Source organism: Rhizobium sp. BT-226 (assembly GCF_025847085.2).
Taxonomy (GTDB): Bacteria; Pseudomonadota; Alphaproteobacteria; order Rhizobiales; family Rhizobiaceae; genus Rhizobium; species Rhizobium sophorae.
This window is the reverse complement of the sequence record NZ_JAOYTI010000001.1, coordinates 1,468,686-1,492,259: the sequence shown is the minus strand read 5'-3', so window position 1 is coordinate 1,492,259 and position 23,574 is coordinate 1,468,686. Positions and strand designations below refer to the sequence as shown.

The 23,574-nt window shown below is 59.3% G+C and carries 29 protein-coding genes and 1 pseudogene; 24 read left to right on the top strand and 6 right to left on the bottom strand.

Features of this window, described 5'->3' with window-relative positions; translation table 11 throughout:
* Positions 1–3 precede the first annotated feature (3 nt).
* The 3 genes from OIU37_RS07640 (at position 4) to OIU37_RS07630 (ending at position 1,487) form a co-directional block, all read left to right on the top strand.
* A complete protein-coding gene (locus OIU37_RS07640; RefSeq protein WP_264256934.1) occupies positions 4–696 on the top strand; it encodes a B3/4 domain-containing protein in 693 nt (230 codons plus the stop codon).
* An 83-nt stretch (positions 697–779) separates the two neighbouring features.
* Entirely contained in the window at positions 780–1,178 is a 399-nt protein-coding gene (locus OIU37_RS07635; protein WP_168309892.1) for a DUF427 domain-containing protein, read from the top strand.
* Positions 1,179–1,253: 75 nt separating this feature from the next.
* Entirely contained in the window at positions 1,254–1,487 is a 234-nt protein-coding gene (locus tag OIU37_RS07630; RefSeq protein WP_129419781.1) for a hypothetical protein, read from the top strand.
* Between the two features lie 171 nt (positions 1,488–1,658).
* Here OIU37_RS07630 and OIU37_RS07625 read toward each other — a convergent pair whose 3' ends face one another.
* On the bottom strand, positions 1,659–1,904 hold the full coding sequence (locus OIU37_RS07625; protein WP_168255513.1) for a hypothetical protein: 246 nt from the start codon (positions 1,902–1,904) through the stop codon (positions 1,659–1,661).
* Between the two features lie 133 nt (positions 1,905–2,037).
* Between OIU37_RS07625 and OIU37_RS07620 the strand changes: the two genes are divergently transcribed.
* The 3 genes from OIU37_RS07620 to OIU37_RS07610 all read left to right on the top strand — a co-directional run bounded on the left by OIU37_RS07620 (position 2,038) and on the right by OIU37_RS07610 (position 4,788).
* Positions 2,038–2,757 (top strand): Crp/Fnr family transcriptional regulator, encoded by a 720-nt coding sequence (locus tag OIU37_RS07620; RefSeq protein ID WP_017961399.1) that lies wholly within the window; start codon positions 2,038–2,040, stop codon positions 2,755–2,757.
* 135 nt (positions 2,758–2,892) lie between these two features.
* Positions 2,893–4,113 (top strand): MFS transporter, encoded by a 1,221-nt coding sequence (locus OIU37_RS07615; protein WP_264256929.1) that lies wholly within the window; start codon positions 2,893–2,895, stop codon positions 4,111–4,113.
* A gap of 3 nt (positions 4,114–4,116) precedes the next feature.
* Positions 4,117–4,788, top strand: coding sequence for a DUF922 domain-containing Zn-dependent protease (locus tag OIU37_RS07610; RefSeq protein WP_264256927.1), 672 nt, complete (start codon positions 4,117–4,119; stop codon positions 4,786–4,788).
* 90 nt (positions 4,789–4,878) lie between these two features.
* On the opposite strand, the gene OIU37_RS07605 is transcribed toward OIU37_RS07610, so the two are convergent.
* Positions 4,879–5,595, bottom strand: a complete 717-nt coding sequence (locus tag OIU37_RS07605; protein WP_264256926.1) for an HAD family hydrolase — start codon at positions 5,593–5,595, stop codon at positions 4,879–4,881.
* Between the two features lie 214 nt (positions 5,596–5,809).
* On the opposite strand from OIU37_RS07605, the gene OIU37_RS07600 reads away from it, so the two are divergent.
* From OIU37_RS07600 to OIU37_RS07585, 4 genes are all read left to right on the top strand, one after another.
* Positions 5,810–6,163 (top strand): DUF1428 domain-containing protein, encoded by a 354-nt coding sequence (locus OIU37_RS07600; protein ID WP_168309896.1) that lies wholly within the window; start codon positions 5,810–5,812, stop codon positions 6,161–6,163.
* Positions 6,164–6,241: 78 nt separating this feature from the next.
* Positions 6,242–6,664, top strand: a complete 423-nt coding sequence (locus OIU37_RS07595; RefSeq protein WP_264256924.1) for a secondary thiamine-phosphate synthase enzyme YjbQ — start codon at positions 6,242–6,244, stop codon at positions 6,662–6,664.
* Positions 6,665–6,872: 208 nt separating this feature from the next.
* Positions 6,873–7,175: a hypothetical protein gene (locus OIU37_RS07590; protein ID WP_264256922.1), complete on the top strand. Its 303-nt coding sequence runs from the start codon at positions 6,873–6,875 to the stop codon at positions 7,173–7,175.
* Between the two features lie 177 nt (positions 7,176–7,352).
* Entirely contained in the window at positions 7,353–7,715 is a 363-nt protein-coding gene (locus tag OIU37_RS07585; protein WP_171604130.1) for a hypothetical protein, read from the top strand.
* Positions 7,716–7,859: 144 nt separating this feature from the next.
* Here the strand turns inward: OIU37_RS07585 and OIU37_RS07580 are convergent, their stop codons facing one another.
* Complete coding sequence (locus tag OIU37_RS07580) at positions 7,860–8,600, bottom strand: SIMPL domain-containing protein (protein ID WP_264256920.1); 741 nt, start codon at positions 8,598–8,600, stop codon at positions 7,860–7,862.
* A gap of 196 nt (positions 8,601–8,796) precedes the next feature.
* On the opposite strand from OIU37_RS07580, the gene OIU37_RS07575 reads away from it, so the two are divergent.
* Positions 8,797–9,243 carry a GNAT family N-acetyltransferase gene (locus OIU37_RS07575; protein ID WP_264256917.1) on the top strand — a complete coding sequence of 149 codons (447 nt, stop codon included), beginning with the start codon at positions 8,797–8,799 and terminating at the stop codon, positions 9,241–9,243.
* Positions 9,244–9,342: 99 nt separating this feature from the next.
* Here OIU37_RS07575 and OIU37_RS07570 read toward each other — a convergent pair whose 3' ends face one another.
* The gene (locus tag OIU37_RS07570) at positions 9,343–9,489 is read right to left on the bottom strand and encodes a hypothetical protein (protein ID WP_171604128.1); all 147 of its coding nucleotides are present in this window, start codon (positions 9,487–9,489) and stop codon (positions 9,343–9,345) included.
* 255 nt (positions 9,490–9,744) lie between these two features.
* Between OIU37_RS07570 and OIU37_RS07565 the strand changes: the two genes are divergently transcribed.
* The 13 genes and pseudogenes from OIU37_RS07565 (at position 9,745) to OIU37_RS07505 (ending at position 21,891) form a co-directional block, all read left to right on the top strand.
* Complete coding sequence (locus tag OIU37_RS07565) at positions 9,745–9,936, top strand: hypothetical protein (RefSeq protein ID WP_020050966.1); 192 nt, start codon at positions 9,745–9,747, stop codon at positions 9,934–9,936.
* 140 nt (positions 9,937–10,076) lie between these two features.
* Positions 10,077–10,703 (top strand): outer membrane protein, encoded by a 627-nt coding sequence (locus OIU37_RS07560; RefSeq protein ID WP_240602772.1) that lies wholly within the window; start codon positions 10,077–10,079, stop codon positions 10,701–10,703.
* A gap of 146 nt (positions 10,704–10,849) precedes the next feature.
* Positions 10,850–11,063, top strand: a pseudogene (locus OIU37_RS07555) (hypothetical protein); the annotation flags it as partial.
* A gap of 86 nt (positions 11,064–11,149) precedes the next feature.
* A complete protein-coding gene (locus OIU37_RS07550; RefSeq protein WP_264256911.1) occupies positions 11,150–11,440 on the top strand; it encodes a hypothetical protein in 291 nt (96 codons plus the stop codon).
* Between the two features lie 1,291 nt (positions 11,441–12,731).
* Positions 12,732–13,745 carry a methylamine utilization protein MauJ gene (gene mauJ / locus OIU37_RS07545; RefSeq protein WP_264256909.1) on the top strand — a complete coding sequence of 338 codons (1,014 nt, stop codon included), beginning with the start codon at positions 12,732–12,734 and terminating at the stop codon, positions 13,743–13,745.
* A gap of 88 nt (positions 13,746–13,833) precedes the next feature.
* Positions 13,834–15,441: a site-specific integrase gene (locus OIU37_RS07540; protein ID WP_264256908.1), complete on the top strand. Its 1,608-nt coding sequence runs from the start codon at positions 13,834–13,836 to the stop codon at positions 15,439–15,441.
* A gap of 135 nt (positions 15,442–15,576) precedes the next feature.
* Entirely contained in the window at positions 15,577–15,771 is a 195-nt protein-coding gene (locus OIU37_RS07535; RefSeq protein WP_264256907.1) for an AlpA family transcriptional regulator, read from the top strand.
* 199 nt (positions 15,772–15,970) lie between these two features.
* Positions 15,971–16,435, top strand: a complete 465-nt coding sequence (locus OIU37_RS07530) for a hypothetical protein (protein ID WP_264256905.1) — start codon at positions 15,971–15,973, stop codon at positions 16,433–16,435.
* Positions 16,422–17,582: a helicase RepA family protein gene (locus tag OIU37_RS07525; protein ID WP_264256903.1), complete on the top strand. Its 1,161-nt coding sequence runs from the start codon at positions 16,422–16,424 to the stop codon at positions 17,580–17,582. The genes OIU37_RS07530 and OIU37_RS07525 overlap by 14 nt, the downstream gene beginning before the upstream one ends.
* A gap of 380 nt (positions 17,583–17,962) precedes the next feature.
* Positions 17,963–18,202 (top strand): hypothetical protein, encoded by a 240-nt coding sequence (locus OIU37_RS07520; RefSeq protein ID WP_264256902.1) that lies wholly within the window; start codon positions 17,963–17,965, stop codon positions 18,200–18,202.
* Between the two features lie 191 nt (positions 18,203–18,393).
* Entirely contained in the window at positions 18,394–18,891 is a 498-nt protein-coding gene (locus OIU37_RS07515) for a hypothetical protein (protein ID WP_264256900.1), read from the top strand.
* 6 nt (positions 18,892–18,897) lie between these two features.
* Positions 18,898–19,455: a hypothetical protein gene (locus OIU37_RS07510; protein WP_264256898.1), complete on the top strand. Its 558-nt coding sequence runs from the start codon at positions 18,898–18,900 to the stop codon at positions 19,453–19,455.
* Positions 19,456–19,464: 9 nt separating this feature from the next.
* Positions 19,465–21,891, top strand: coding sequence for a hypothetical protein (locus OIU37_RS07505; protein WP_264256897.1), 2,427 nt, complete (start codon positions 19,465–19,467; stop codon positions 21,889–21,891).
* A 220-nt stretch (positions 21,892–22,111) separates the two neighbouring features.
* Here the strand turns inward: OIU37_RS07505 and OIU37_RS07500 are convergent, their stop codons facing one another.
* Positions 22,112–22,282: a DUF1508 domain-containing protein gene (locus tag OIU37_RS07500; protein WP_138328207.1), complete on the bottom strand. Its 171-nt coding sequence runs from the start codon at positions 22,280–22,282 to the stop codon at positions 22,112–22,114.
* A gap of 464 nt (positions 22,283–22,746) precedes the next feature.
* Complete coding sequence (locus tag OIU37_RS07495; protein WP_264256894.1) at positions 22,747–23,478, bottom strand: hypothetical protein; 732 nt, start codon at positions 23,476–23,478, stop codon at positions 22,747–22,749.
* Between the last annotated feature and the right edge of the window lie 96 nt (positions 23,479–23,574).

Sequence of the window (23,574 nt, the reverse complement as noted above, 5' to 3'; positions counted from 1 at the left end):
ACCATGCAGTTCAGCCATTCCGATGCCATGTGGCAGGCCTTTCCGGAGCTTCGCGCCGGCGCGCTCCATGGCGACGGCATCCATGCGGATGCCGATGTCGAGGCGGTGATCGCAAGCTTCTACGCGATCGCCGAGGCCCGGCTGGCGCAAGCGCAGGAAGGCGAATTCCCCGAAATTCAGGCCTGGCGTCGCGGCTTTTCCCGCATGGGGCTGAAGCCGACACAATATCGCTGCGCTTCCGAGGCGTTGTTGCGCCGATTCCGCCAGGAGCATGCGCTGCCGCGTCTGCATCCGCTTATCGATCTCTGCAATGCGATTTCGCTCGCCTTCGCCATTCCGATCGCTGTCTTCGACGCTGAAAAGATCGCTGGCGATCTCGAGGTCCGGCGGGCCAGGGGTGGCGAGACCTATCTGACCTTCGCCGGCGAAATCGAACATCCGGAGCCGGACGAGGTGATCTTCGCAGACGGTGCGGGAAACGCGCATGCGCGGCGCTGGACGAACCGGCAGAGCGGGCTTTCGGCCGTGCGGGAGACGACGCGCTCGGTGCTGATTGTTGCGGAGGCCCTGCATGTTTCCGCCGGTGAGGATATGGGGAAGCTGGTCGCCACAGTTGCGGATGTGCTCGCGGGGCATTGGCCGGTGGCACCCAAAACGGCGGTGCTGAGCGTGGAATCAACGCGTTTCGAATTCTAAACGAAGGTGGTATTCGAGGCCTTGGGCCGGCGGCATCGCCGCCCTATCTCCATGGGGCCGATATCTCCTGGAGACGAACCACCATGTCAGACAAGTCGATCAAGATTCCGGGGCCGGACCATCCGATCACGGTCGAGCACAATCCCTCCCGTGTCGTCGTCACGCTTGGCGGCAAGACCATCGCCGACACCCACGACGCACTGACGCTGCGCGAGGCCTCCTATCCGCCGGTGCAGTATATTCCGCGGAGGGATGTGGACATGTCGCTGCTTCAGCGCACCGACCACACCAGCCATTGCCCCTATAAGGGCGATGCGTCCTATTACAGCATCATTGCGGGCGGCGAGCGCTCGAAGAATGCCGTCTGGACCTACGAGGCGCCGAATGCCGCGGTCAGCAACATTAAAGACCATCTCGCCTTCTATCCCGATCGCGTCGACGGCATCGAGGAAATGGCCTCTCCGGAAGCCGGCACCTTTTGACGACGCGCATTGCAGCCGTTCCGGCGGAACATGTTTGCTTCCGGGCCGTTAGGCTCATCTAGCGGGGGATGTGTGGTGCCGAAATTCTACTTTCAGCTCTTCGATCGTGATGGTGCCGGGGCGACCGAGACGGGATATGATTTCGACTCTATCGAGGCTGCCAAAGCAGAGGCGCGGCGCGTGCTCGCGGAGATGGCCGCCGAAGGCTTGCCGACCGCGCCTTTGAATATGATGTCGGTGGAGCTCTTCGATGAAAGCCGGCGACCGCTTGCGGAAATCCGGTTGATTCTCGAGGAAATTGCGAAATAGCAGCCACAGGCATGCCGGCCTTTGAATTGCTTGTCGATCGCGCCAATGCAATCGAATGACTATGTCAAATTTAATTGCCGGCCATGAAGGCGGGTCTTAGCGTCGCGTCGCAATCGACCGAGTCGGATTGATGCGTATGTGTGACCGGCGGCAGCCCTTAAACGGCTGCGGCTATCGTAAGACGTCGAGCCATTCATTGCTGAAGACGAGGCTGGCAACCGTGACCGGATCGCCACTCTCGTTGCGAACGGTGACGGCGATGATCGCGCGATCACCCGCAGGCAATTCGTCACGGGCCACATCCAGCAGGATGCGGGTCACTTCTTTCGGAATGTCTTCACGAGATCTGAGCTCGGTGCCGTGCTCATCGCGCGTGGGACCTTCCCCGTTGTGTAGATCGAAATAGTAGCGAGCCATGTTCTTTCCTGCGCGTCACAGGGGAAAATCACAGATGAAGACAATTGTTCCCGAGGCTAGGCATTGATTCTTATAGAAAAATATAGGTCGCATCGAAATCGGTCGGGCTCCAGCGATACCGGTGGGCAAGCCCGTGATTGAATCCCTGCTGCTCAACCTTGGAAGCCGCGATGTGTTGTCGGCCGAAGAGGAAAGCCATCTCAGAGCCATCATCGTCAAAGACAGGTATTTTGCTGCCGGGGAGGATCTCGTCTCCGAAGGAAGCAGGCCTGGCTACAGCACGCTGCTGCTCGATGGTTTTGCGGCGCGCTATAAGGTGATGGCCGATGGCAGCCGCCAGATCACCGCGCTGCATGTCGCCGGCGATTTCGTCGATCTGCATGCTTTCCCGATCAAGAAAATGGATCACGGGATCGTCGCGCTGTCGTCCTGTCATGTCGCCTTTGCCGATCACGCCGATCTCAAGGCGATCACCGAGGGCATGCCGCATCTGACCCGGCTGCTCTGGCTCGATACGCTGGTGGATGGCGCCATTCACCGCGAGTGGATTGTCGCCATGGGCCGGCGCTCCAAGCGCGCCCATATCGCCCATCTCGTCTGCGAACTCTTCGTGCGGCTGCAGGTGGTGAAGCGGACGCGCGGCGCAAGTTTCCAGTTTCCGTTGACGCAGATCGAGATGGCCGATGTGCTCGGCGTCTCCGTCGTCCACCTCAACAAGACGCTGCAGGCGCTGAGGCGCGAGGGCGTGTTCACCTGGGAGAACCGGACGATCACCATCGTCGACTGGGAACGCCTGCAGGAAATCGCCGAATTCGATCCCGGCTATCTCAGCATCTCCAGGGAACCGCGCTAAAACCGAGGCATCACACAATCCGGTGACACCAGCTCATTGCGATTGACAATTCGCCCATTCGGGCAGAACACCGCTCCGACCTTGAAAACTCTTATAAAGGCTGGCGGACCCGCGCTGCCGGCCGGTGACATCGCAATGGACATATCCCAAGGCCCGGGGAGCGTTCTTCGCCACCCCGGCTATCTGAACTTCGCCGCCTCCCGCGTCTTTTCCTCGCTTTCCTTCCAGTCCATTGGCATCGCCATGGGGTGGATGATCTACGATCAGACGCACAGCGCCTTTGCGCTCGGCCTCGTCGGCTTGTGCCAGTTTCTCCCGATGGCGGCGCTGACCTTCGTCGTCGGCCATGTCGCCGACCGGTTCGATCGGCGGCGCATCGGACTTGTCTGCCAGTTGATCGAGGCGGTGACGGCGCTGGTGCTGGCGGTTGCCACCTGGCAACAATGGCTGACACCGGCCGGCATCCTTGCCGCCGTCACCGTGCTCGGCGCCGTCGTCGCCTTCGAGCGCCCGACCATGGCGGCGCTGCTGCCGAACATCGTGCCAGCCTCGATGCTGCAGAAGGCGGTTGCAACCTCCACCTCGCTGATGCAGACGGCGCTGATCGTCGGCCCCTCGCTCGGCGGCCTGCTTTATGGCCTCCACCCCGTCGCGCCCTTTGCCATATCCGCGCTGCTCTTTGCCGTCGCAAGCTTCAACGTCATCTCGATCCGGATGCAATGGAGCCCTGCCAAGCGTGAGCCGGTGACGCTCGCCTCGGTCTTTGCAGGCGTCTCCTTCATCCGCAGCCGGCCGGTGATGCTCGGGACGATCTCGCTCGATCTCTTCGCGGTGCTGCTCGGCGGCGCGACTGCGCTGCTGCCGATGTTCGCCAGCGATATCCTGCATGCCGGTCCCTGGGGGCTCGGTTTTCTCCGCGCTGCCCCGGCGGTCGGCGCGCTCGCCATGTCGATCGTGCTCGCCCGCCGGCCACTGAGTAGCAATGTCGGGCGCAAGATGCTTGCCGCCGTCGCCGTGTTCGGCGTCGCCACCATCGTCTTCTCGCTTTCGACCAATATCGCGCTTTCCGTGGTCGCGCTGTTCGTGGTCGGCGCGTCCGATACGGTCAGCGTCGTCGTGCGCAGCTCGCTGGTGCAGCTTCTGACGCCGGACGAAATGCGTGGCCGCGTCAGCGCCGTCAACTCGCTGTTCATCGGCACCTCCAACCAGCTCGGCGAATTCGAATCCGGTATGATGGCGGCAGTCCTCGGCCCCGTCGCCACCGGCGTTGTCGGCGGACTCGGCACGATCGTCGTCGTCGCCCTGTGGATGCGGCTCTTCCCCGATCTCACCAAGGTCAAGACGCTGCAGGGCTAGCACATGCATGACGCGTTGAAAGCGACGACCGCTCCCGCTAGGTTCGGCCCGAAACATCATTCGGCGGAGCCGCGCGTGACAACAAATTTTCTATCCTGTGTGCTTGCGGCGGTTTTCGCGTCGGTGCCGGCTGTGGCGTTGGCCAATTGGCAGGCGGTCGAAGAGGTACGGCCCTATTCGATATCAGGCACATCGGGGGCCGGGCTCTATGCATCGATCGGCGAGCGTGGGCCGAAGGCCAGTGGCTTCGGGCGGGCGATCGCGCATACGACGTTCAAGCTGACCTGGACCAGGAAATACGAACCGCAGGGAAATGCCTGCGTTATCGTGACCAACCGGCCGAAGCTCATCATCACCTATACGCTGCCGAAACCATCTGCCGAGCTGCCAGCCGCCGTGAAGAGCAGCTGGGAGGGCTTCATATCAGGGGTGCAGGCGCATGAGCGCGTTCATGGCGAGACCATCAAGGAGATGGTCAAGGAGATCGAGGCGATGAGCATCGGCCTCACCGTTGCCGACGATCCCGATTGCAAGAAGATCAGGATCGAGCTGACCCGGCGCCTCGGCGAGATCTCCCAAAGACAGCGCCAGCGCGGCCGCGACTTCGACAAGATCGAAATGGGTGACGGCGGCAATATCCAGCAGCTCATCCTCAAGCTGGTGAATGGGCCCTGAGGGGGCCGAAGCGGATAACGGGCGACCTTCTCCGGGCGGGGCCTGGCAAGCCACGGGTGCGGCTATCAGGCCGCAGCCAAATGCATGGGCTCACCTTAGGCGCGGGCGCTTCGTCGCCATCAAGCCCTCGGTGAGTGCGTTCAGATCGCGGACAAGGGCTATCAGCTGTGGCAGCAAATCTATTTGATACCGCGGCGAGGGCAGCGAAGCGGGCCAGGCGTTTTTTGGGCCGAAATAGACGGCATGCATACCGGCGTTCTCTGCTCCAACAATATCGGCCTCGGGATTGTCGCCGACGAAGAGACAGCTGTCGACGGGCAGGTGGAGACGGCCGGCAGCCAGCTCGAAAATTTCCCGTGCCGGTTTGCGAAGGCCGATGTCTCCTGAAATGACCACCAGGTCGAGCCCTTCGTTCAGTCCCGCCGCCGCGATTTTCGGTCGCTGAACATTGCCTTCGCCATTGCTGACGACGCCGACTAGAACTCCGTATTGCTTCAGCGCCGAAATGGTCTGTCTTGCCCCTGAAATGGGGACAGCCATGCCGGGATACACTGTCTCGAAGTCATGGAAGAGGGCTGCAGCAAGGTCGCCTGGAAGACCGAATGTCTCCACCAGGCGCGGATAAAGATCGCGCTTTCTTACCAGGCCGGCCTTCTCCAGCTGCAGGAATTCAGCGATGTAGCACTGTTCGTCGACGCCGTGCTCACCAAGACGAAACCGCTGATATTGGAGCGGCAGGAAGGTGAGGACGGTAGCGGTCTTGTCGATGAGGGTCTCGTCAAGATCAAAAAGGACCGCTCTAATCATGGTGTCCCGCCCAATGCTTACTGGAAGGATTGTTCTGCAAGGCCGGTAAAGCGGAAAACCGGATCGGGGTCAAACCTCACAAATCGAGTGAACGATCGACAGCGGCGCAAGCCAGAGATGGCAAGGCAGTTGAGCGCTTCGTCCCTGGACCTGCCTGGCCGCCGTCCTATCTCCTCCGCCATAACAAGGCGCAGATACGCAAAGGAGGAGCGAGATGTCCTATGTCGATGGTTTCATCGTCGCTGTGCCGAAAGCGAATATCGAGGTCTACAAGGAATTCTCGACCTTCGCCGGCTCGATCTGGAAGGAATATGGCGCGCTCGAATATGTCGAATGCATCGGCGATGACGTGCCCTATGGCGAGTTGACCTCCTTTCCCCGCGCCGTGCAGGCGAAGGAGGACGAGGTGGTGGTGTTTTCCTGGATCGTCTACGGCTCGCGCCAGGAACGCGACGATATCAATGCCAAGGTGATGGCCGATCCCAGGCTCAAGGGCGACCAGTGGCAGATGCCGTTCGACGGCAAGCGGATGATCTACGGCGGCTTCGAGACGCTGCTCAAGCTCTGATCGCCCGGGCAAGCTTGACTTGCGCCAAGCAGCGCGCCAACTCGCGACCCAGATGTCATCTCGAAGCAGGAGAGCGCCTTGCCCCAGACGATCCTCACCTTGTCCACACGCGGACAAGGCCTTTACGAATTCACCCACCAGGCGGAGGCCTTCGTCAGCGCGTCGGGGCAGGAGGAGGGGCTTCTCACGGTTTTCGTGCGCCACACATCCTGCTCGCTGCTGATCCAGGAAAATGCCGATCCCGATGTGCGCACCGATCTTCTCGCCTTCTTCCGCCGCCTCGTGCCGCCGGCCTCCGATCCCGAGATGGGCTGGATCGTGCACAGGGCCGAGGGGTCGGACGATATGCCGGCGCATATCAAGGCGGCGCTGACGCAGGTCACGATCGGCATTCCCGTCGCCAGGGGGCGGTTGATGCTCGGCACCTGGCAGGGGCTCTATCTTTTCGAACATCGCGACCGGCCGCACCGGCGCGAAATCGTGCTGCATCTCAGCAACTGAAACCGGATTAATTCCAGATCCGGATGATCATCCGGATCTAAATCGAAGAAGGAGAGCATGATGTCGTCCGAAAACCGCTGACACTTTTCAGCATCATGCTTGTGAATGCAAACTGAATACCCGGTTCGAACACCATTCATTTTGTAACGTTTACTGTCGAGACAATCCCTGAAGGGAGAGCTTGGAATTTAATCGACGGAGACATCCCATGACGCATTTCCTGACCAAGGCTTCGCTTGCCGCTCTGCTCGCCCTCTGCACTATTCCGGCCACTGTTTCCACGGCCGCCGCCGGACCGCAGACGAGCTTTATCGTCGAGGCGCAATACCATCGCCCGATCCGTGGCTGCTCGCCGATGCACGCGGTGCGCAAGGCGCGTGATTTCGGCCTGCGGAGAGCCCATATCACCCGCATGTCGCCGCGGGTCGTCGTCGTTGCCGGGCGCGACCGCGGCGGCTGGGACAGGATCACCTTCGCGAATGTCCGCGGCTGCCCGCTGATCCGGCGCTGAGGACTGCAGCCGGAGGCGCCGATGCGGCGCTTCCGGTCCGTTTTTGCCTTGACGCTGACACTTTCAGCCGTCTCTTCTCTGACCTGTATGAGTGATTCCCAAATGACGCTTCGGCGTCATGCGGAGTAATGGGAGGGCGGCTCGACCGGCCCGACTTTCAAACGAAAAGGTTTTGCGATGATGCAGTTTCTGGCAAAGGCGGGTCTTGCCGTCATGCTGACAGCCGGCACCCTGGCCGGCACGGTGGCCCCGGCCGCCGCCCAGTTGAATATCATTATTGGCGAGCCGGACCGTGGTCCGCCGCAGGATTACCGCCGTCCGCCTCCGGGTTATGACCGTCCGCCTTCAGGCTACGGCCGCCCGTCGCGCGGCTGCAATCCGCAGCTTGCCGAAAACCTTGCCCGGGATTACGGCTTTCGCCGCGCCCGGGTTGTCGACATCACCCCGCGCCGCGTGATCGTCCAGGGCTGGACGCGTCGCGGCCCCGATGAAATGAGCTTCGGCAATGTGCGCGGTTGCCCCGCCTTGCGCCGCCGCTAATCGTTGGAAGAATACGTCGCCCCGTCTCCCCGATGCGGCGGCCACAACCGCCTTTGTCAGTCCCCCCGGATCGGCAAGGGCGGTTTTCTGTAAGGTCTTTCCTACAACGCCGCGCGTCCGAAAAGACGCGCGGCGTTGTAATGCTTATTGTTCGATGGCGAAGGTCACGGTGACGCTGACATTGTAATTGTTCTCGCCGCCCTGGACGGGAACGGCAGCGTCGGAGGCTTCCTTCATCATCGTGGCGCGATAGACCGGCTGCGGCATTGCGCGCGGCACATTCTCGTTGATCTCGAGAATGCGGCCGAGCTTGACGCCGGCGGCTTCGCTCAGCGTCTTCGCCCTCTTGACGGCATCGGCGACGGCGGCCTTGCGTGCCTCTTCGATCGCGGCGTCCGGCTTGTCGTTGGTGAACCGGATTTCGCCGCCCTGGTTGATGCCGAGGGTGACGGACTGGTCGATCACCGCGCCGAGCTTGGCGAGATCGCGCAGCCTGACGGTGACCGAATTGATGGTTTGGTAGCCAATGAGTTGCGGCTGCTGCTGCTGGCCGTCGACCGGCTGCGGATAGTTATATTGCGGCTGGATGGAAAACCCTGAGGTCTGCAGGTCGCGTTCGGCGATGCCGCCGCTCTTCAGCGCGGCAAGCACGTCGTTCATTGCCTTGTTGTTCTCATCGAGCGCTTCGCGGGCGGTTTTCGCCTGTTTGACGACGGCGAGATTGACGATTGCCATATCGGGAGCGACGGACGATTCGCCATCGCCGGTCACCGAAATCACCGGCTCGCGCGGTTTTGCCTCCTGCGCGAAGGCGGGCGCTGCGGCGGCGAGCGGCAGCGCCAGAAGGGCGGTCATCAGGACAGTTCTGGTATAGATCGGCGCCATGTTTTCATTCCTTGGTTGTCGTTTCCCGGAAGTGCTTTCTGTCGGTTGATTGTGAAGCTATTACGGCGGAAAAGACAGGCGCATGCGTAGCGAGAAAAAAATCTAAGGGGCGCACGCGTTGGCGCTGAAACCGGAGGACGTCCGCCGACCCTTAAGAGCCGAAACGGCTGGACCGGAACCGAGGGCTCGCTATCATATGGCGACCATCGATGACGAGGAAGCAATGTTCGAAACGCTCGATCCCGTCCCGTCCGAGATCGCCACCGCGATTTCCGATGGCCTGAACGCCTTCAACGAGAGCGCTCAGATCAGACGCGAGGCCTTCGCTATCGTCTGGCGGGAGGACGGAAGGCTTGCCGGCGGGATAACGGCCTCCGTTTCCTTTTCGGTTCTTTTCATCGGCAATCTGTGGGTCGAAAAATCGCTGCGCCTGAGCGGCATCGGCAGGAAGTTGATGGCGGCGGCGGAAGAAGAAGGGCGCCGCGGCGCCGCCGTCGTGGCCTGCGTCGACACGCTCTCGACCCAGGCCCCGGATTTTTACCCGAAGCTCGGATATGTCGAATTCGGCAGGGTCAGCGGGTATGCGGGAGGCCGGCCCGTTGACCGGATCTGGTTCCGGAAGGAATTTTCCGCCGCAACTTGATCAGAAGCCGCTGGCGGCTTCCTGTCAGATATCGACTGAAATGACATTGGAGGAGGTAATCGCGGGACAGACGAGTCTGTTGACTCGCCAATTGTCCTGCTAGGCGCCGAAATCGTCCATGAAGGATGGGTGGATAGCGGGCTTGCGCTCTTCGCGTGCGCCGCGAATGCGCTGGGGAACCGCACCGAGACCAGCGACGAAGCGGGTCAGGAGATTGCGGTTGAAAAGTTTCTGTATGGCACTCATGGCAGTTCACTCATTCTTTTTTTTGTTAGCCGGCAGCATATATTTTGCCCAGGCTGCCGTAACAATGGGCAATTTAGCATGACAGTTATGCGACAGTGCATGGCTGGGGCAGGGGCTGGCCTAAAAGATGATCACATTGACGTTAGAACGGGCCGCCGAGGGCGGCCGGCCGCTATAAATCCTCGTCGGTATTCGCCGTGGCGTGGTAGATTGCCCGCTTGGGGTAAAACCATGCCCTCCGAAGGAGAAGCTCAGATGAACCGATTTTTCGCATTTATCGCGACCGGAACGCTGATCAGCCTTGCCACGATCATTTCGGGCTGCACTTCGTCCGGAAGCGTCGACCAGACGTCGTCGATCGGCGGCGGTTATTATGAGCGTCAGCCGCTTAATCCCGCGTGTGGGGGTGGGTTTAGACCTAGCGACGGGCGGTCTTGCAGTTATTAGAGGGCGCGATACTTGTCACGACCACTTTGGCGCATATGTTCTCTAATCGTATAGTTCTGCGAGTGTGTCTTTAGCCTTGCAGCTATTTGTTGAGTTGGGCTGTATCCTCTGGCGTGTTGCAAGACATGGGGTAAACGAAAATGAAGCTAACGGTCGCCACCACTTTTCTAGCACTTGTCGCAACGACCGCGTTTGCGGCGGATGCCGTACAGGACATCCCGGCCGCACCTGTTGCGGCTGCGCCGGCTTTCACCTGGTCAGGCCCTTATCTCGGTATCGATGGCGGCGCCAGTTGGCTAAACGGTGACTTCAGCGTCGGCGGGGCCAGCGATTCTCAGGATTTCAACGGCGGCGTCTTCGGTGGATTTGTGGGTTACAATTTCCAGTTCGACAACAACTTCGTTGTTGGTATCGAGGGCAACCTCGAACACAACTGGAACGAAGAGGAAGCGCTGGGGGCGGATGTTGGGACCGATTGGGCCGGCGCTGTTCGTGGTCGTGTCGGCTACGCCTTCGACAGAGCGCTGCTTTACGGCGCAGCTGGTTGGACCGCCACGCGCGGATACGTGGACGTGCCGGGGTTTGACAAAGAAACGGAGACCTTCAACGGTTACACCGTCGGCGCTGGCGTCGACTTTGCCATCACCAACAACATCTTCGCCCGCGGCGAGTATCGGTATAATGACTTCGGCGAGAAAGACATTCTCGGCGTTGATGTCGACCTCGACCAGCACGAACTCAAGTTCGGAATCGGCGTGAAGTTCTAAGAGCTGTCTGTCGGATCAGCAGGAGGAAAGCCCCGCCGGAAAAAAGCGGGGCTTTGTGCGTTTAATGACAATGCCAGGAAAGTCCTTCGATTAAGCCTGACTGCAAGAGTTGGTTGAAAAACGCTCGGTCAAAGGTCTAAGCTCCAGAACAACCGTTCGATCTCAATAATGTCCTTGCCGGGCTTGCCGACCGGAATATTTATTTCAGACATCCGACTGGCGGGGGCGACGAGTTTGCTCACGGTTCGCCCCGGCAGCCCGGATTCTCGGGATCGAGCGCCGCTACCCAATGTAAGGAATATCTTCATTCCCGACGTGCACATTGACACCCTCAAGGTGAAGAGCCGAGATTCTCGCTGATCGCGATTTCGGAGAGTCGACCGGGTTGACAGGGGTCGCAGCCATCCGCATCAAAGTTGCATACTGGCGATTCAACGGGGGTAACGATGAGCTTTGTCCCAATCGAGCTGACGAAGGAGGAGGTCGCCGAATTGGTCGCCTACCACGGCGTTTCGCTTGCCGAGCCACTTCGATTCAACATCAACCTCGGCTATGACGGATCAGTGGTCACCAAAGATGGAGAAATCGTTGGCACGTGGGTAATGGACGAGAACGAGCATTCATCGTTTATCCCGGACGGCGCATCGGAGCCATTGTTTTTCGATGTCTTTCTCGGTTCGCTCTGTCGGCGAATTGAGGATTGGTTGCAGAACAACACCGGCAGTGTTGCCGGGTGACGGGAGCGCGGGATGGTGGACGGAAGTGGGAGGTGTTGCGGGCACGGCCTCGTTGCAGGCGTTTGGCATAGGCCCAAGACAGCAACTTGTTGATCCGCCGAACTTGGCCTTCCTCTTGTGGATGCTGGCAAGTAGGGCCGATGAGGCGTCCCGATAACTGACGTTGTCGATCAAGGTTTTGTTATTTGCTGAAAGCCCTTCGCCAGCGCTCGCTGCCACGATCAAGGTTGCCTCGGCCACACCTACAGATGTCGTTTGGACAACGGCGATATAGGGAGCCGCAACCTGTCGAAGGGGTCCCATTCACCCGATTGACTGCAGATCTGGAGTAGTTGGAGGCTCGGTGCGGTCATGAATCCAGAGCGAAGGTTAAGCCCGGTCGGCGAACATCCGCCATCTCGCCAGCAGCTTGCATTGGCAGAAGGCGCCTTGAGGCGCGGATGCCATATCCGGCGCGCACCGGGTCAGGTCGCATTGAAACGCTTGGGTTCCACGGCAAAGGAATAGCAAGCGGCAACGAACAGGGCTTTGGAAAACAAGGCAGAAGTCCTGTCGCAAGTCCTTCCAACCAGTAGAGAACTTAAGTTTATAGGGAGAACAACCTGCGACAGGGAAATTCGGCTTCTGTCCCGGGACTATGTGAAGGGACTTTTCGGGCACGGCCGGTGTCATTGGATATGCGGACGCCTACGGCTACGGTCTCGATCAAGGCGCTCATGAACGATACTTCGGCTCGATTGGCTTGGCGACGCCGGAGGGCTTTTCCTATAGCAAGGTGAGCATCGAGCGTGCGTCAGCGGAAAAACCGTCGCAGTTTGAATGCACCCTTCCAAGGCTTTAGCGAAGTCGCTTGGGGTGCTGAAGCCATAGACTTGCCTGCCGCCGATTCAAGCCCCTTTGAGGCTGCTTCAAGTACCCTTCGAAGGACGCCAAGGTGTTGATAAAGCATAGCCATGGTCGAAAAAGTCGCCGTCCCAAAGTTGCAGGATCTATATGTCGGCCGACTTGCTATGAGAGGCGATTGGGTAGTGGCTTGTGTTCGCTCTCAAATGGCTTGGCCGATTGTAACGACAGAAGTGTTGTTCCGGGAGCGCACAATCTTCCTCATACCTTGGGCCGATGCTGGAGGATCAGCCGGGATAATGTATCCCGCCGCCGCTGTCTCTTTACAGCCTGACGAAGACCGGGATTCGGGGCAACTGCTGATAAGCCATTTCTCAGTTCACTGGCCTGGGCACATGGGCAGTCTATCGAGATCGAACAGTGGAGTGGAGGAAATTTGCCGCGATCCATGGGCGGGTTCAATGGGCCACATGTTGCCACCCCTGATTTTCTTCACCCTTACGTGCCTGATCCTGCAGACGCTAAGGCCCGTCTGGCACTTGCCCTCTATCGGGAGGGGCTTGGTCTGAATAATCCTGCCTACGCGTGCTTGAGCTTCTTCAAAATTCTCAACATCTTTAGGGATAAAGGTCCAGATCAAATTGCTTGGATTGACGATACGATTCCTAAGATCAAAGACAGTCGGAGAGCGCGAAATCGCATCTCCTCCCTCCAGAATTCGAACGAGACGCCAGGCAAGTACCTTTACGGGTCCAACCGCTGCGCTGTGGCCCACGCCTTTGGCACTACTGCAAACCCTGAGGATCCGGCTGATATGCGGCGGATGCGACAAGATTTGCCTGTTGCTCAGGTGTTGGCGGAATACGCCATCGAGCACCACTTCGGTGTGAAGAGCAGCCAAACGATTTGGGAAGAGCACCTTTACGAACTCAAGGGCTTCTACGAAATATGCGGCGAAGGTGCCGTGGCGACCATAAAGGCAGGCGCCTCGCCGGAGCGAAATCTTTGGCCGCTGCTTCCTAGGCTTACAGTGTCGTTGGCACGCAGTGAAGGGTTCGCGGCGCTAACCAACCTTCGTTCTGAGGTAATAGCGATTGCGGATGGCTGTGCGACTGTCATGTGCACCTCTGATGACAACCTTACAGAGATGGTGCTGTGGCTGAATTTCGCAGAGGAACGACTACAGATAAATGTGAAGGATGGGCTGAGGACGGCCGACGACGGATCGGAGGGGGCGGCCAGAAGCTACGCAAGCGTCATGCGATTTGTTCGCGACTATATACTCAACGGTGTCCTTGAAGTGTGGGATTGGGATCAGCGAAGACTGCTTGGTAAATGCGATGCCTTCATTCCGTTGAATGTCGATCTCGAGGCAACCAAAACAGCTTATGATTCAATCATTAGAAATTACGAAAATCTAGCTGAGGTACGTTCGAAATCGGGGAACTTTGGTGGAGACTAGGTCCGCAGCTCCCACCATCATCGAATGACGCGCCATCAAACCCCGCCCTCAAGCATGCTTCAAAAGATTTCGAAAATTCCGGAATCTAGTGTCAAAATTCCGGTTTCGCGTCCGGCTACAGCGACCGGCTAGATACAGCATCTTGAAATGTTGGTGGGCCCGGAGGGACTCGAACCCCCAACCAAGCGGTTATGAGCCGTATGTGGTTCTGTTTCATCATGTAGCACCGCGTTTCATTCTTCGCAACATCCCGCTGAAAACCTTGATTTATCCGCGCGCTGGTGTTTCACTGCGTATCGCGATGTCTCACCAGATCTCGTACATTCTGTTGCCCCGACGTTGCCCCGATGGAGAGTTGCCATTGCCCCGCGAAAATCTGACCGATAAGCGGCTCCAAGCCCTCAAGGCTGCACCCAAGGGAGAGCGGTACGACATCTCCGACGGCATAACGCCGGGTCTCGCGGTCCGTGTGACCGACAAAGGAACGAAGACATTTGTGCTGGTTGCCCGGTTTCCGGGAAGCTCGAACCCAACGCGTCGAGCGATCGGCGAATATGGTGCCGTGACTCTGGAGGGCGCACGCGAGACTGCCCGCAAGTGGCTGCAGCTCATCCAACGCGGCCTGGATCCAAAGGTCGAAGAGCAGCGGGAGAGGGAAGAAGCAGCACGCAAGCGCAACAACACCTTTGAGGCAGTAGTCGAGGATTATCTCGTCGACATCAAGACCAGGAAGCGCAACCGCCATGTTGAGCAGGACGAGCGCGAGATCCGGCGCGAGCTTCTGCAGCGTGCCGATAAGAACGCCAAGGTGACTTGGCGCAACAAATGGGTGAAAAAGCCGATTGCGGATGTCACCGACGCAGACATTGCCGAGCTAATCGGCGAGATCCGTGATCGGCCGGCGCCGGGCATGGCCTATAATATCTGGGGGCACGTCAAGGCGATTTTCTCCTGGGCGATGTGGCCGGAGCGCCGCCAGGGATACGGCCTCACGGCGAATCCGACACAGCATCTGCAGCCGAAGCACTTCAAGCTCACGAAGACGGTCAGCACACGCGTTCTGACCGACGATGAGATCCGCGCCTATTGGGCGGCGGCGGACGCAACGCCTTATCCGCTTGGCCCATTCTACAAGATGCTCATGCTGACAGGGCAGCGGAAGGCTGAGGTGGCCGAAGCGGAGTGGCCGGAATTTGCGGGGGCAAATAGGGCGCTCTGGACGGTTCCTGAGGAGCGTTTCAAATCCGGTCAGTCGCACATCGTTCCCATCGCCGACGATGTTCAGGCGATCCTGGATTCCTTGCCTCGATACAAAGGCGAGAAAACAGGCAAGTTCCTCTTCAGCACAACACTGGGATCGAAGCCGATCAACGGCTTCAGTCGGGCAAAAGAGGCTTTGGACACGGCGATGCTTGCCGAGCTGCGCAAGGTCGACCCGGATGCGGAACTTCCTGAGTGGGTTTTCCACGATATCCGCCGGACGGTGCGCACGCGCCTCTCTGGTCTTCGTGTGAATTCGGATGTTGCCGAGATGGTGATCGGCCACGGAAAGACCGGCCTGCGGCGGGTCTATGATCAATATGAGTTCGAACCGGAGATGCGTGAAGCTCTTCAGCGGTGGGCTGCGGCTCTGAAGCAGATCGTCGCGCCGACCGGTCCTGAGAATGTCGTCACCTTCGAGAAAAAGGCCGGTTGACGAGGTGTGATTTTCAGGGCTGATGTTTCACACGATCTCACTGCGTTTCATCAAAGTCCAAAATAGGAGGTGCCCGCTGAGTTTGGCTTGAAGCGCGATGCGTGTCGCATAGCGCAGCATAATTTGAGGCAAGCAATGCGGTTCATCTCTTCGGAAGAGCTGAAGGCGAAGGGCGTATCGATATCGAGGGCCACCCTTTGGCGGCTGATCAAAAAGGGTCAGTTTCCCAAACCCATCAAAACTTCTCCATCTCGTAACGCCTGGCTCGAAAGCGAGGTGGATGATTGGATGAAATCCCGTGTGGATGCCCGTGACCGGGTTGCGCGATGACCCGGCGCGACTTCTCTAAGCTCAAGAGCCGGGAGAACGTTGCGACCCGAGTAAGCCAGCCGGCGCAAGGCGATCTACTCGATGGGGCAACCTTCATCACCCGCGTATTTAAATGCTCCACCTGCCGTCTGCAGTTCCGTGCCCGGCAAGCGATCCTTCCCGCCGCTCCGATGCTCTGCAAGCGATGTGGGAGGCCGGTTTGACTGACGACGCGCTCAAGAAAAAAGCGAAGCTCCTGTCATCCGGTGTTGCCTATGGATTACGGGGAACGGATGGCCGGTTCGAACCTAATCGAGCCGGGCCGGAATGGCTGTTCTTCGATGAGCTGCACGATGTTGTCTACTGGTGCCCGCGAACCGGCGAAGTCGCCACGTATGAGGGCAGGGCATTTGCGCTCGGAGAATTATCGATCGGCAACGCCGCGACCTATGCGCTTGACGGCCGGCTGCACATCCACGCCACCGTCGGCCGGTGGATAATCGCCGGGGGACGTGGGATCGTCGTCATCGACTGGCGCCGCGCTTACGACATGCTGAAGGACGCGCCCCGGATCAGGGTCGATGAGGCAATTCTCCCGCACTATCAGCATTACATGAGGCCACCAAAACCTGAAGTCTGGGTGCGCCCCGAGAATCAGCGGGGGCGCAATAATGCTGGACGATGAAGACGATACCCCACTCCAAGAATTAGAAATGATGAACCGACCGATGGCACCGATCGAGGCGTACGACCAGGAAGTGCGCCGACCGCAGCGCGCGCCGATGATCAGTGAAATCGAGTGGTTCGACGAGCTGTTGCCGGTGCTGACCTCGTCATATCTGATCAAGGGCCTTTTAGATCGAGGCGCAATGTCAGTCGTCTACGGGCCTTCGAATTCGGGCAAGACCTTCTTCTCTCTTGATGTCGCCTTTCACGTTGCAGCCAGGGAGACTTGGCGCGATCGGCGGATTGCCTGCGGCACCGTCCTTTATCTCGCGGCCGAAGGGGGTAACGGCATCGCAAACCGAATCGTGGCCCTACGTGCGGCACATGGCGCTTCCAACGTGCCCCTTGCATTGCGACGGGCTGGGCTGGATCTCCTCCATCCTGACGCCGATGTTCAGCGCGTCATCGAACTGGCGGGTGAGATCAGCAAGCAAGCGCCGCTGCAGATGATCGTTGTCGACACGCTTTCTCGAGTTCTCGCCGGCGGCGATGAGAACGGTCCGGCCGACATGACCGCATTCGTGAAGAACATCGATCGGATCCGCCTGGCGACCGGCGCACACATTATGATCGTCCACCACACCGGCAAGGATGCAGCCAGAGGCGCCCGCGGCCATTCCTCCCTTCGAGCAGCGACCGACACCGAGATTGAAATCACCGTCGACGAGGCAGGCATCCGCGCAGCAACGGTTCAGAAGCAGCGCGATTACAACGGCGGCGAGACGTTCCATTTCGAGCTGACCAATATCGATGTTGGCGAAGATCAGGACGGCGACCCGGTGCGCACATGCATCGTCACCAGCGCAGAGACCCCAACCACCAAGCCCGGCCGGCCGAAACTCACCCCCAGCGAGCACGTGGCGCTTCGGGCCATCGACGACGCCCTGGCCGAACACGGCATCCGCAAAGACAGTCCCGACTTCCCAACGTGCCCCATCGTGCTCACCGAGGATTGGCGGAAGCATTTCTACCGCCACTGCGACGACGACACATCAGACGCCAAGCGCCAAGCGTTCGGCCGCGCGAAAAGGAACCTCCGCGCCAAAGGCTACATCGAGTTCTATGGCGATTACCATTGGAGATGCTTCGACCCCGATCAGGCGTGACATACGGACACCCCTATAGGGGGATGTCACGTCACGTCACGGTACACGCGTGACATTGTCGCGCTTTGTCACGGTTCGTCACGGGTGAATAGATTGGATTGGTGGTGTCTTGATCGGGCAGGGGAGCGAGCCACAGCATTTCCCGCGCCTCATCGTTCTTGGCATGGCGGAGGCAGCGGCCTATAACCGCTTGGTCGATGTCGGCATTGATGTTGCAAAGTCGTTGAAAATCAGGAATATAGAGTCGTTGGTCTTGCTTGATGAGACGCCACTCCGAAGCCTTTGGGCAACGCTAGGGCAACAAACCAGGTAAGATCAGTGACGTTTTTCGCCGGAGCGATGGCCGGAGAGACCGCGAACTTACAACCGGAGCCTCTCAAATGCTGCCCAAAGTGCCCGCATATCATCGCAATGGCGATGTCGCCGATCTTCCCGAAATCGATGCAAAAGCCGCCGCGACCAATCACCCCGATGAATGGTCTCTTGAGCCGTGGAGCGCCGGGCAACGGCGTACCTATGACCTGCAGAAGGCGGAAGAGCGCCAGGCAGCATCGGCAGCCGTGAGAGAACGCGCTGCCGATCAGGTGAACGGCAAGCTGCTCATCCGGTCGCCGGCTTAGCCATCGTGTCGCTTGCTGTGGCGGACTGGTGTCCGTCGAGCGGCCCCCACCCCCTTCTTCCTGTCATCGCTCCGCAGCGAGGGGGGTGGGGGCAAAACTCGGCGGTAAATTCCCAGTTCGACCCTCACACGCGCCTCGCACTATCCGGAACACCCGGGCTTGAAATTTTTCACCATCACGAGGAAATCGACATGCCCTTATCGAACCCTTCGCCCCTTCCGTCGATCCTGCCGCACCGCGCTGTTCCGCTCGATGTCGCCACGGCCTTCGCGGTAAGCCCGCAGACGCTGACCGCCAGTGGCTACGTGAACAGCCAGCAGGCTCAAGTCGACATCGGAAACGGTCTCTGGGAAGGCCGGCTCACCCTCGAATTGTCCGCCCTCGATCTTTCGTCGAATGATGAGACGTACCGGCTGATGCTGCTCGGCTCGAATGACGCGGCTTTTGGCAATGGCAACGTGGATATTCTGGCGACCCAGGACTTCGCCGCGGCGTCAGCGGGCCGGCTGCTGCCGACGGTGGCGCCGGCGTCAAACTCTGTGCCGCCAGCGGGCCGCCAGTCCGGGCGCTTCGTGGTGCCGGTGACGAATTTGCGCGGGCAGTTCCTGTTCCGGTATCTCCAGCTCTACGCGCTGCTTGGGGGCACCACTCCCTCGATCACGTTGTCGGCCTGGCTGGCGGCGGAGTGAAGCCGGATGGCAGTCCGTCACGACAACAGCCCGACGGCGTTGGTGGCCGCCAAGGCCCGTGAGGCGTCGAAGCGTGGCCGTCATAAGCAGTCCGGGCGCGGCTCCGGGCTGACGCCATCGGTGATGACAGCGATCGAGCTTCTCATCTTCGGCAAAAAGGATGATCCTGGCGCCATTGTCAAAATGGAAGACGCTGCTGGCGCTGCAGGCATATCCGGCCGCGCGCTTCGCGCCGCACTGTTGAAGCCGGCCGTCGAGCATTTCTACCAAAAGCAGCTTGCCGCTTATCGGAACGGCGAGCGCGCCGCCAGCATCCGGACCATCGTGGAGATCCGCGATAATGACAACTTGAAAGCGACCGCAGCCGGTCAAAATGTCAGGCTCAAGGCGGCGGACATGCTCGCTTTCGATCGCCCGGAAACGCAGGTCAACGTCCAGGTGAACAACACGGTGAGCGTGACGCCTGGCTACGTGATCCGCATTGGCGGGTCGAAGGGAAGAAGCCCGCCGATGATCGATGCAACTCCGGTCGACGATGAAATCGCGGTCAGCACAATCCGATAGGAACAGGTCATGAGCATACAGAACTGCCTCGCGCGTCTCGTCCAGGCAAACCGGATCAGCCAGAAAGCGGCGGATGACGCACTGGCGCTTCACGAAGGCATTCAGGGCCGGCTCTATCCATCGATGGGGCCTGCATCCGCTGATGCTGCCGGCGCGCTAGAGGCGGCCCGCGTGATGATGCAGGCGGCGCAAGAGCGCAAGCTGATGGCGGCGAAACAGGCGATCCGGCAATCCGAGATCGCGAACCGGATGGAGCTCCATCCGAAAGGCAAGTCGACCGGCCTGATGTCGGCCCTGGTCCGCGACAACTGGGAAGGCGGCGCCGCGACAAAGGATGCCATCAACGTCGAGAGCCACGCGGAGTCCGTGACCAAAAAGCTGCTCGGCATCATGAACGGCACGATGGACAAATATCGGTCGACCATGGCCGGCCTCAGGCAGGACACCGAATCCATCTGGAACGTCGTCGACGAAATCTATGGTGTCGATTCCGGTGACGCCGATGCCAAGGCTGCGGCACAGGCGTTCAGCGCCACCGCGAAATATGCGGTCGATCGTGTGAAGCGCGAAGGCAAGCCCCTTTCGGTGCTGGAAGACTGGCGGCTGCCGCAAAGCTGGGACGCGAAGCAGGTCAAGAACATCGGCGAGCGGACCTTCATCAACGACCTGATGACGGAATACGAGGGCGGCAACCTCAAGGTGATGGACAAGGCCGGCCATGGGGAGGCGCCGAAAGCTGCGGTGCCCGGCATCATCGCCAACGCCTTCAACGATATCACGATCGGCAAAGGGCAAGGCTCCGGCGCCGGCGGCTTCTCCAATCAGTTGCGCGTCTTCAGGTTCGAGAATCCCGACACCTATAAGCGCCTGATGCAGAAATACGGTGTCGGCTCTGGCGGGCTCTTCAACACCATGATGGGGCACGTCCAGGCGATGGCGAAAGAGATCGCCTTCGTCGAAGTGCTCGGCCCGAATTATGAGGGCACCTTCAAGAAGCTCATCCAGGCAGCTCGGGATGATTTCGCTCAAAAGGGCAACGTCGGAAAGCTGGTGGACTGGACGACGATGAATAATCCGGTCTCGGTGCAGCGGACCTATGACGCGCTCTCCGGCCGGCTGGGCGCCGCTCAAAGCGACCTGATCGCTGGTATCGGCGGCGGCATGCGCAACCTTCAGACGGCGGCGCGTCTCGGCTCCGCCACGATCTCGGCGCTGCCGGGCGACTCCATGACTGCGATCCTCGCATCGAACTATAACAACGTGCCGGCGGCGGCGGTTCTATCGCGGCTGGTCACCGACCTGACCACGAACCGGCAGGGCGCCGAAGAACTGGCGCGGCAGTTAAATCTGACTGCGGCGACGGTGCTCGATACCGCGATCGGAACCAAGCGCTTCGATGACGAGGTGATCGGCCAAGGCGTCACCGGCCGCCTGGCTGATGGGCTTATGCGCGTCACTGGCATCAACACGTGGACCGAAGGTCTCAAGCGCGCGTTCTCCATGGAATTCATGGGCATGATCGCGAGGCAGACCGAAAACAAGTTCGAGGATCTGGATCCGGTATTCCGCGGCTTCCTCGATCGCTACGGCTTCAATGCCGGCGACTGGGACAAGCTGCGGGTTTCGCCCCACATCGAGGCGGAAGGGGCGAGGTTCTTCGATGTGAACGGCGTCGAGGATCAGCGCCTCGCCGACCGGCTTATGTCGGCCATCATCGACGAACGTCATTTCGCCGTGGTCGAGCCCGACGCTCGTATTCGTGGGAAAATGGCACTCGGCATGCAGCGCGGCACCATCCTCGGTGAAGCCGTCCGCTCGGCGACACAGTTCAAGTCGTTCCCGATGACGTTTATGATGACGCACCTGATGCGCGGCCTCACACAGGGCAGCATGTCCAACCGCGCTTATCGAACTACACAGCTGCTCATCACGATGACGATAGCGGGCGCGGTCACTTCGCAGATGCAGAGCATTATCGCTGGTCGCGACCCTCAGAATATGGCGGATCCCAAGTTCTGGATGCAATCCTTCATTCGCGGTGGCGGTGGCGGCATGCTCGCCGATTTCGTCTATTCGTCGACCACCCGAGGCAAGGAAGGCATAACGCAGTATCTTGCCGGTCCCGCTCCGGGGGCGCTCATTGCTGGCGCTGGAGATCTTGCTCAGACGATCGCAGGGAACGGAGAACTCAAGGGCAAGACCCTCGCCGATCACATCAAGGCTTGGACGCCCGGCTCGTCGCTCTGGTACACGAAGGCCGCAACCGATCGCCTCATCTTCGATAACATCCAGGCGATGATCGATCCGAATTACCGGCAATCTTTCAATCGTTATGAGCGGCGGATGAAAAAGGAGTTCGGTCAAACCTTCTGGTGGGCGCCTGGCGATGGGTTGCCGCAGCGTGCTCCCGATCTAGGAAAGGCGCTATTGCGATAATGTCCACAAGTGCCTTTAACAGTCAGTTCTGCACAAGCCGCGCTAGATAACTGAAACTGTGGAAGAACTGGGAAGCGCTGACCTGTGGAAATCATGTGGACGACCGGTGCGTTGTGACTTCCGCCAACTTTGGTAGTTTTCTTTTAGGCTCCTGGGCCTAAATTAAAAGAGCCCCGTTGCAGCGGGGCTCAAGGTTAATGTGGTGTTAACCGAAACGGGGTTAGCGTTCGACAACGGGCGTTGACCCCGACCCCTTCACAAGATTGATAGCGGCGAGGCAATCGCTCTTGTTGAAGTAACCCTCGCCAGAGTTGGCGATCTTGCGGTTATTGCCGGCATACAGCGTCCAGCGCCAATGCCGATTTGCATCGGTGTAGAGATGGAAGAACATGTCTGATAATTCCTTTTCTTCAGACGTTGAGTTCAACCGATACCTTTTCGAGTATCGGCACGATGGCACGGATTGGGGCATTGAGATTGTTGCCTCGTCGCCGGCGGACGCACAAGCAAGGCTAAAATCTCTGGCCTGGGCTCGCTTTCAGGGCGAGATCAAAGCCAAGATCCCCGTTCCTGGTACCGGATTATTCCGCCGAATCATCCGAGTACTGTGGCCACGGTAACACCCGTTTAGAGATGTCAACATCGACAGATTTATTGAAAAGACCGAAACCTCAGTGGTTGCGCGCTTCTATCCACGTTGTTCGACTTCTCCACAGTCCTGTCGGACGCCAGAAGGCTTCGACCTATCGTGATTTACAGGGGGCCGTCGCCGATGGTCGCTATGTGCTGGAATTCGGAGCAGCGGACGCGCCGACATGCACAGCGCGCGGCGGCACCGTGGAATTACTGCGGTAGTCAGTGTTGTTCGTCCTGAGTAGTGGAAAATAGCGCACCGGGCCACGGCAAGAGTAGATGCACGCGCGTTTTCATGATCACAGGCTTTGAATCCTCGTCAGCTAAGATGCCGTGGCAGGCTGCCGTGATAACGTAGAGGCCGAGCTCATCGGCCGGGTCCCACTGGTCAGATTGGAGCTTTGCCTGGGCCTTGCAGATGAGGCTCGCTTTGGGCGTCGGATGCCCCTCTACCCTTCCGGGGATGATGCAGTTTTGGATCAACCCCTCAAAAATATGATGCATAGGAAGTGGCCGTTCCACATCATTGACAAAGCATCGACGAACCGTGAATACCACGCTCGGTGAAACTGCCGCTTCCGCTATCGTCGACAGCATTAACGTTCGACGGTTATGGTTTTCGATGACGAACCGGATCATCGGTTCGCCGTAATCATCGGTAGTTAGCATCGCATACATCGTCGGCTTCGAGTCACCGAGCTGAAAATCGATTTGACGTTGCTGCAGTTGAATTTGCCGACGGATGGCGAGAAGAGTGACAAACGCGAGAGCGCCCGCGAACCAGCCGCTGGTTGCGGCAACCCATTCCCGAAAACATGCCCCTTTGTCGTCGGATCCACAAGCGGACGGCAAGAGTGCAAAGGTTGGCCTGAAGCCGTAAAGGGCTATGCATGCAACGATCACGAACAGCGTGAGCGCTATCCAAGTCGCATATTTCTCATAGATATCTCGCAACGACTCCTCCCCGCCCTGTATCACTCATAGTTGCCGGTGAAATCAATTAGTTGCAAGGCTGTGCTTTGCAGCGGGATGCCGCGAGCGGCACTGTCC

Bases quoted from the DNA above. Each gene is read 5' to 3' on its own strand.
- OIU37_RS07640 (WP_264256934.1), top strand. From the start codon at position 4: ATGCAGTTCAGCCATTCCGATGCCATGTGGCAGGCCTTTCCGGAGCTT.
- OIU37_RS07635 (WP_168309892.1), top strand. From the start codon at position 780: ATGTCAGACAAGTCGATCAAGATTCCGGGGCCGGACCATCCGATCACG.
- OIU37_RS07625 (WP_168255513.1), bottom strand. From the start codon at position 1,904: ATGGCTCGCTACTATTTCGATCTACACAACGGGGAAGGTCCCACGCGC.
- OIU37_RS07615 (WP_264256929.1), top strand. From the start codon at position 2,893: ATGGACATATCCCAAGGCCCGGGGAGCGTTCTTCGCCACCCCGGCTAT.
- OIU37_RS07610 (WP_264256927.1), top strand. From the start codon at position 4,117: ATGCATGACGCGTTGAAAGCGACGACCGCTCCCGCTAGGTTCGGCCCG.
- OIU37_RS07605 (WP_264256926.1), bottom strand. From the start codon at position 5,595: ATGATTAGAGCGGTCCTTTTTGATCTTGACGAGACCCTCATCGACAAG.
- OIU37_RS07600 (WP_168309896.1), top strand. From the start codon at position 5,810: ATGTCCTATGTCGATGGTTTCATCGTCGCTGTGCCGAAAGCGAATATC.
- OIU37_RS07590 (WP_264256922.1), top strand. From the start codon at position 6,873: ATGACGCATTTCCTGACCAAGGCTTCGCTTGCCGCTCTGCTCGCCCTC.
- OIU37_RS07585 (WP_171604130.1), top strand. From the start codon at position 7,353: ATGATGCAGTTTCTGGCAAAGGCGGGTCTTGCCGTCATGCTGACAGCC.
- OIU37_RS07580 (WP_264256920.1), bottom strand. From the start codon at position 8,600: ATGGCGCCGATCTATACCAGAACTGTCCTGATGACCGCCCTTCTGGCG.
- OIU37_RS07575 (WP_264256917.1), top strand. From the start codon at position 8,797: ATGGCGACCATCGATGACGAGGAAGCAATGTTCGAAACGCTCGATCCC.
- OIU37_RS07570 (WP_171604128.1), bottom strand. From the start codon at position 9,489: ATGAGTGCCATACAGAAACTTTTCAACCGCAATCTCCTGACCCGCTTC.
- OIU37_RS07565 (WP_020050966.1), top strand. From the start codon at position 9,745: ATGAACCGATTTTTCGCATTTATCGCGACCGGAACGCTGATCAGCCTT.
- OIU37_RS07560 (WP_240602772.1), top strand. From the start codon at position 10,077: ATGAAGCTAACGGTCGCCACCACTTTTCTAGCACTTGTCGCAACGACC.
- OIU37_RS07550 (WP_264256911.1), top strand. From the start codon at position 11,150: ATGAGCTTTGTCCCAATCGAGCTGACGAAGGAGGAGGTCGCCGAATTG.
- mauJ (WP_264256909.1), top strand. From the start codon at position 12,732: ATGGGCGGGTTCAATGGGCCACATGTTGCCACCCCTGATTTTCTTCAC.
- OIU37_RS07535 (WP_264256907.1), top strand. From the start codon at position 15,577: ATGCGGTTCATCTCTTCGGAAGAGCTGAAGGCGAAGGGCGTATCGATA.
- OIU37_RS07525 (WP_264256903.1), top strand. From the start codon at position 16,422: ATGCTGGACGATGAAGACGATACCCCACTCCAAGAATTAGAAATGATG.
- OIU37_RS07520 (WP_264256902.1), top strand. From the start codon at position 17,963: ATGCTGCCCAAAGTGCCCGCATATCATCGCAATGGCGATGTCGCCGAT.
- OIU37_RS07515 (WP_264256900.1), top strand. From the start codon at position 18,394: ATGCCCTTATCGAACCCTTCGCCCCTTCCGTCGATCCTGCCGCACCGC.
- OIU37_RS07510 (WP_264256898.1), top strand. From the start codon at position 18,898: ATGGCAGTCCGTCACGACAACAGCCCGACGGCGTTGGTGGCCGCCAAG.
- OIU37_RS07505 (WP_264256897.1), top strand. From the start codon at position 19,465: ATGAGCATACAGAACTGCCTCGCGCGTCTCGTCCAGGCAAACCGGATC.
- OIU37_RS07500 (WP_138328207.1), bottom strand. From the start codon at position 22,282: ATGTTCTTCCATCTCTACACCGATGCAAATCGGCATTGGCGCTGGACG.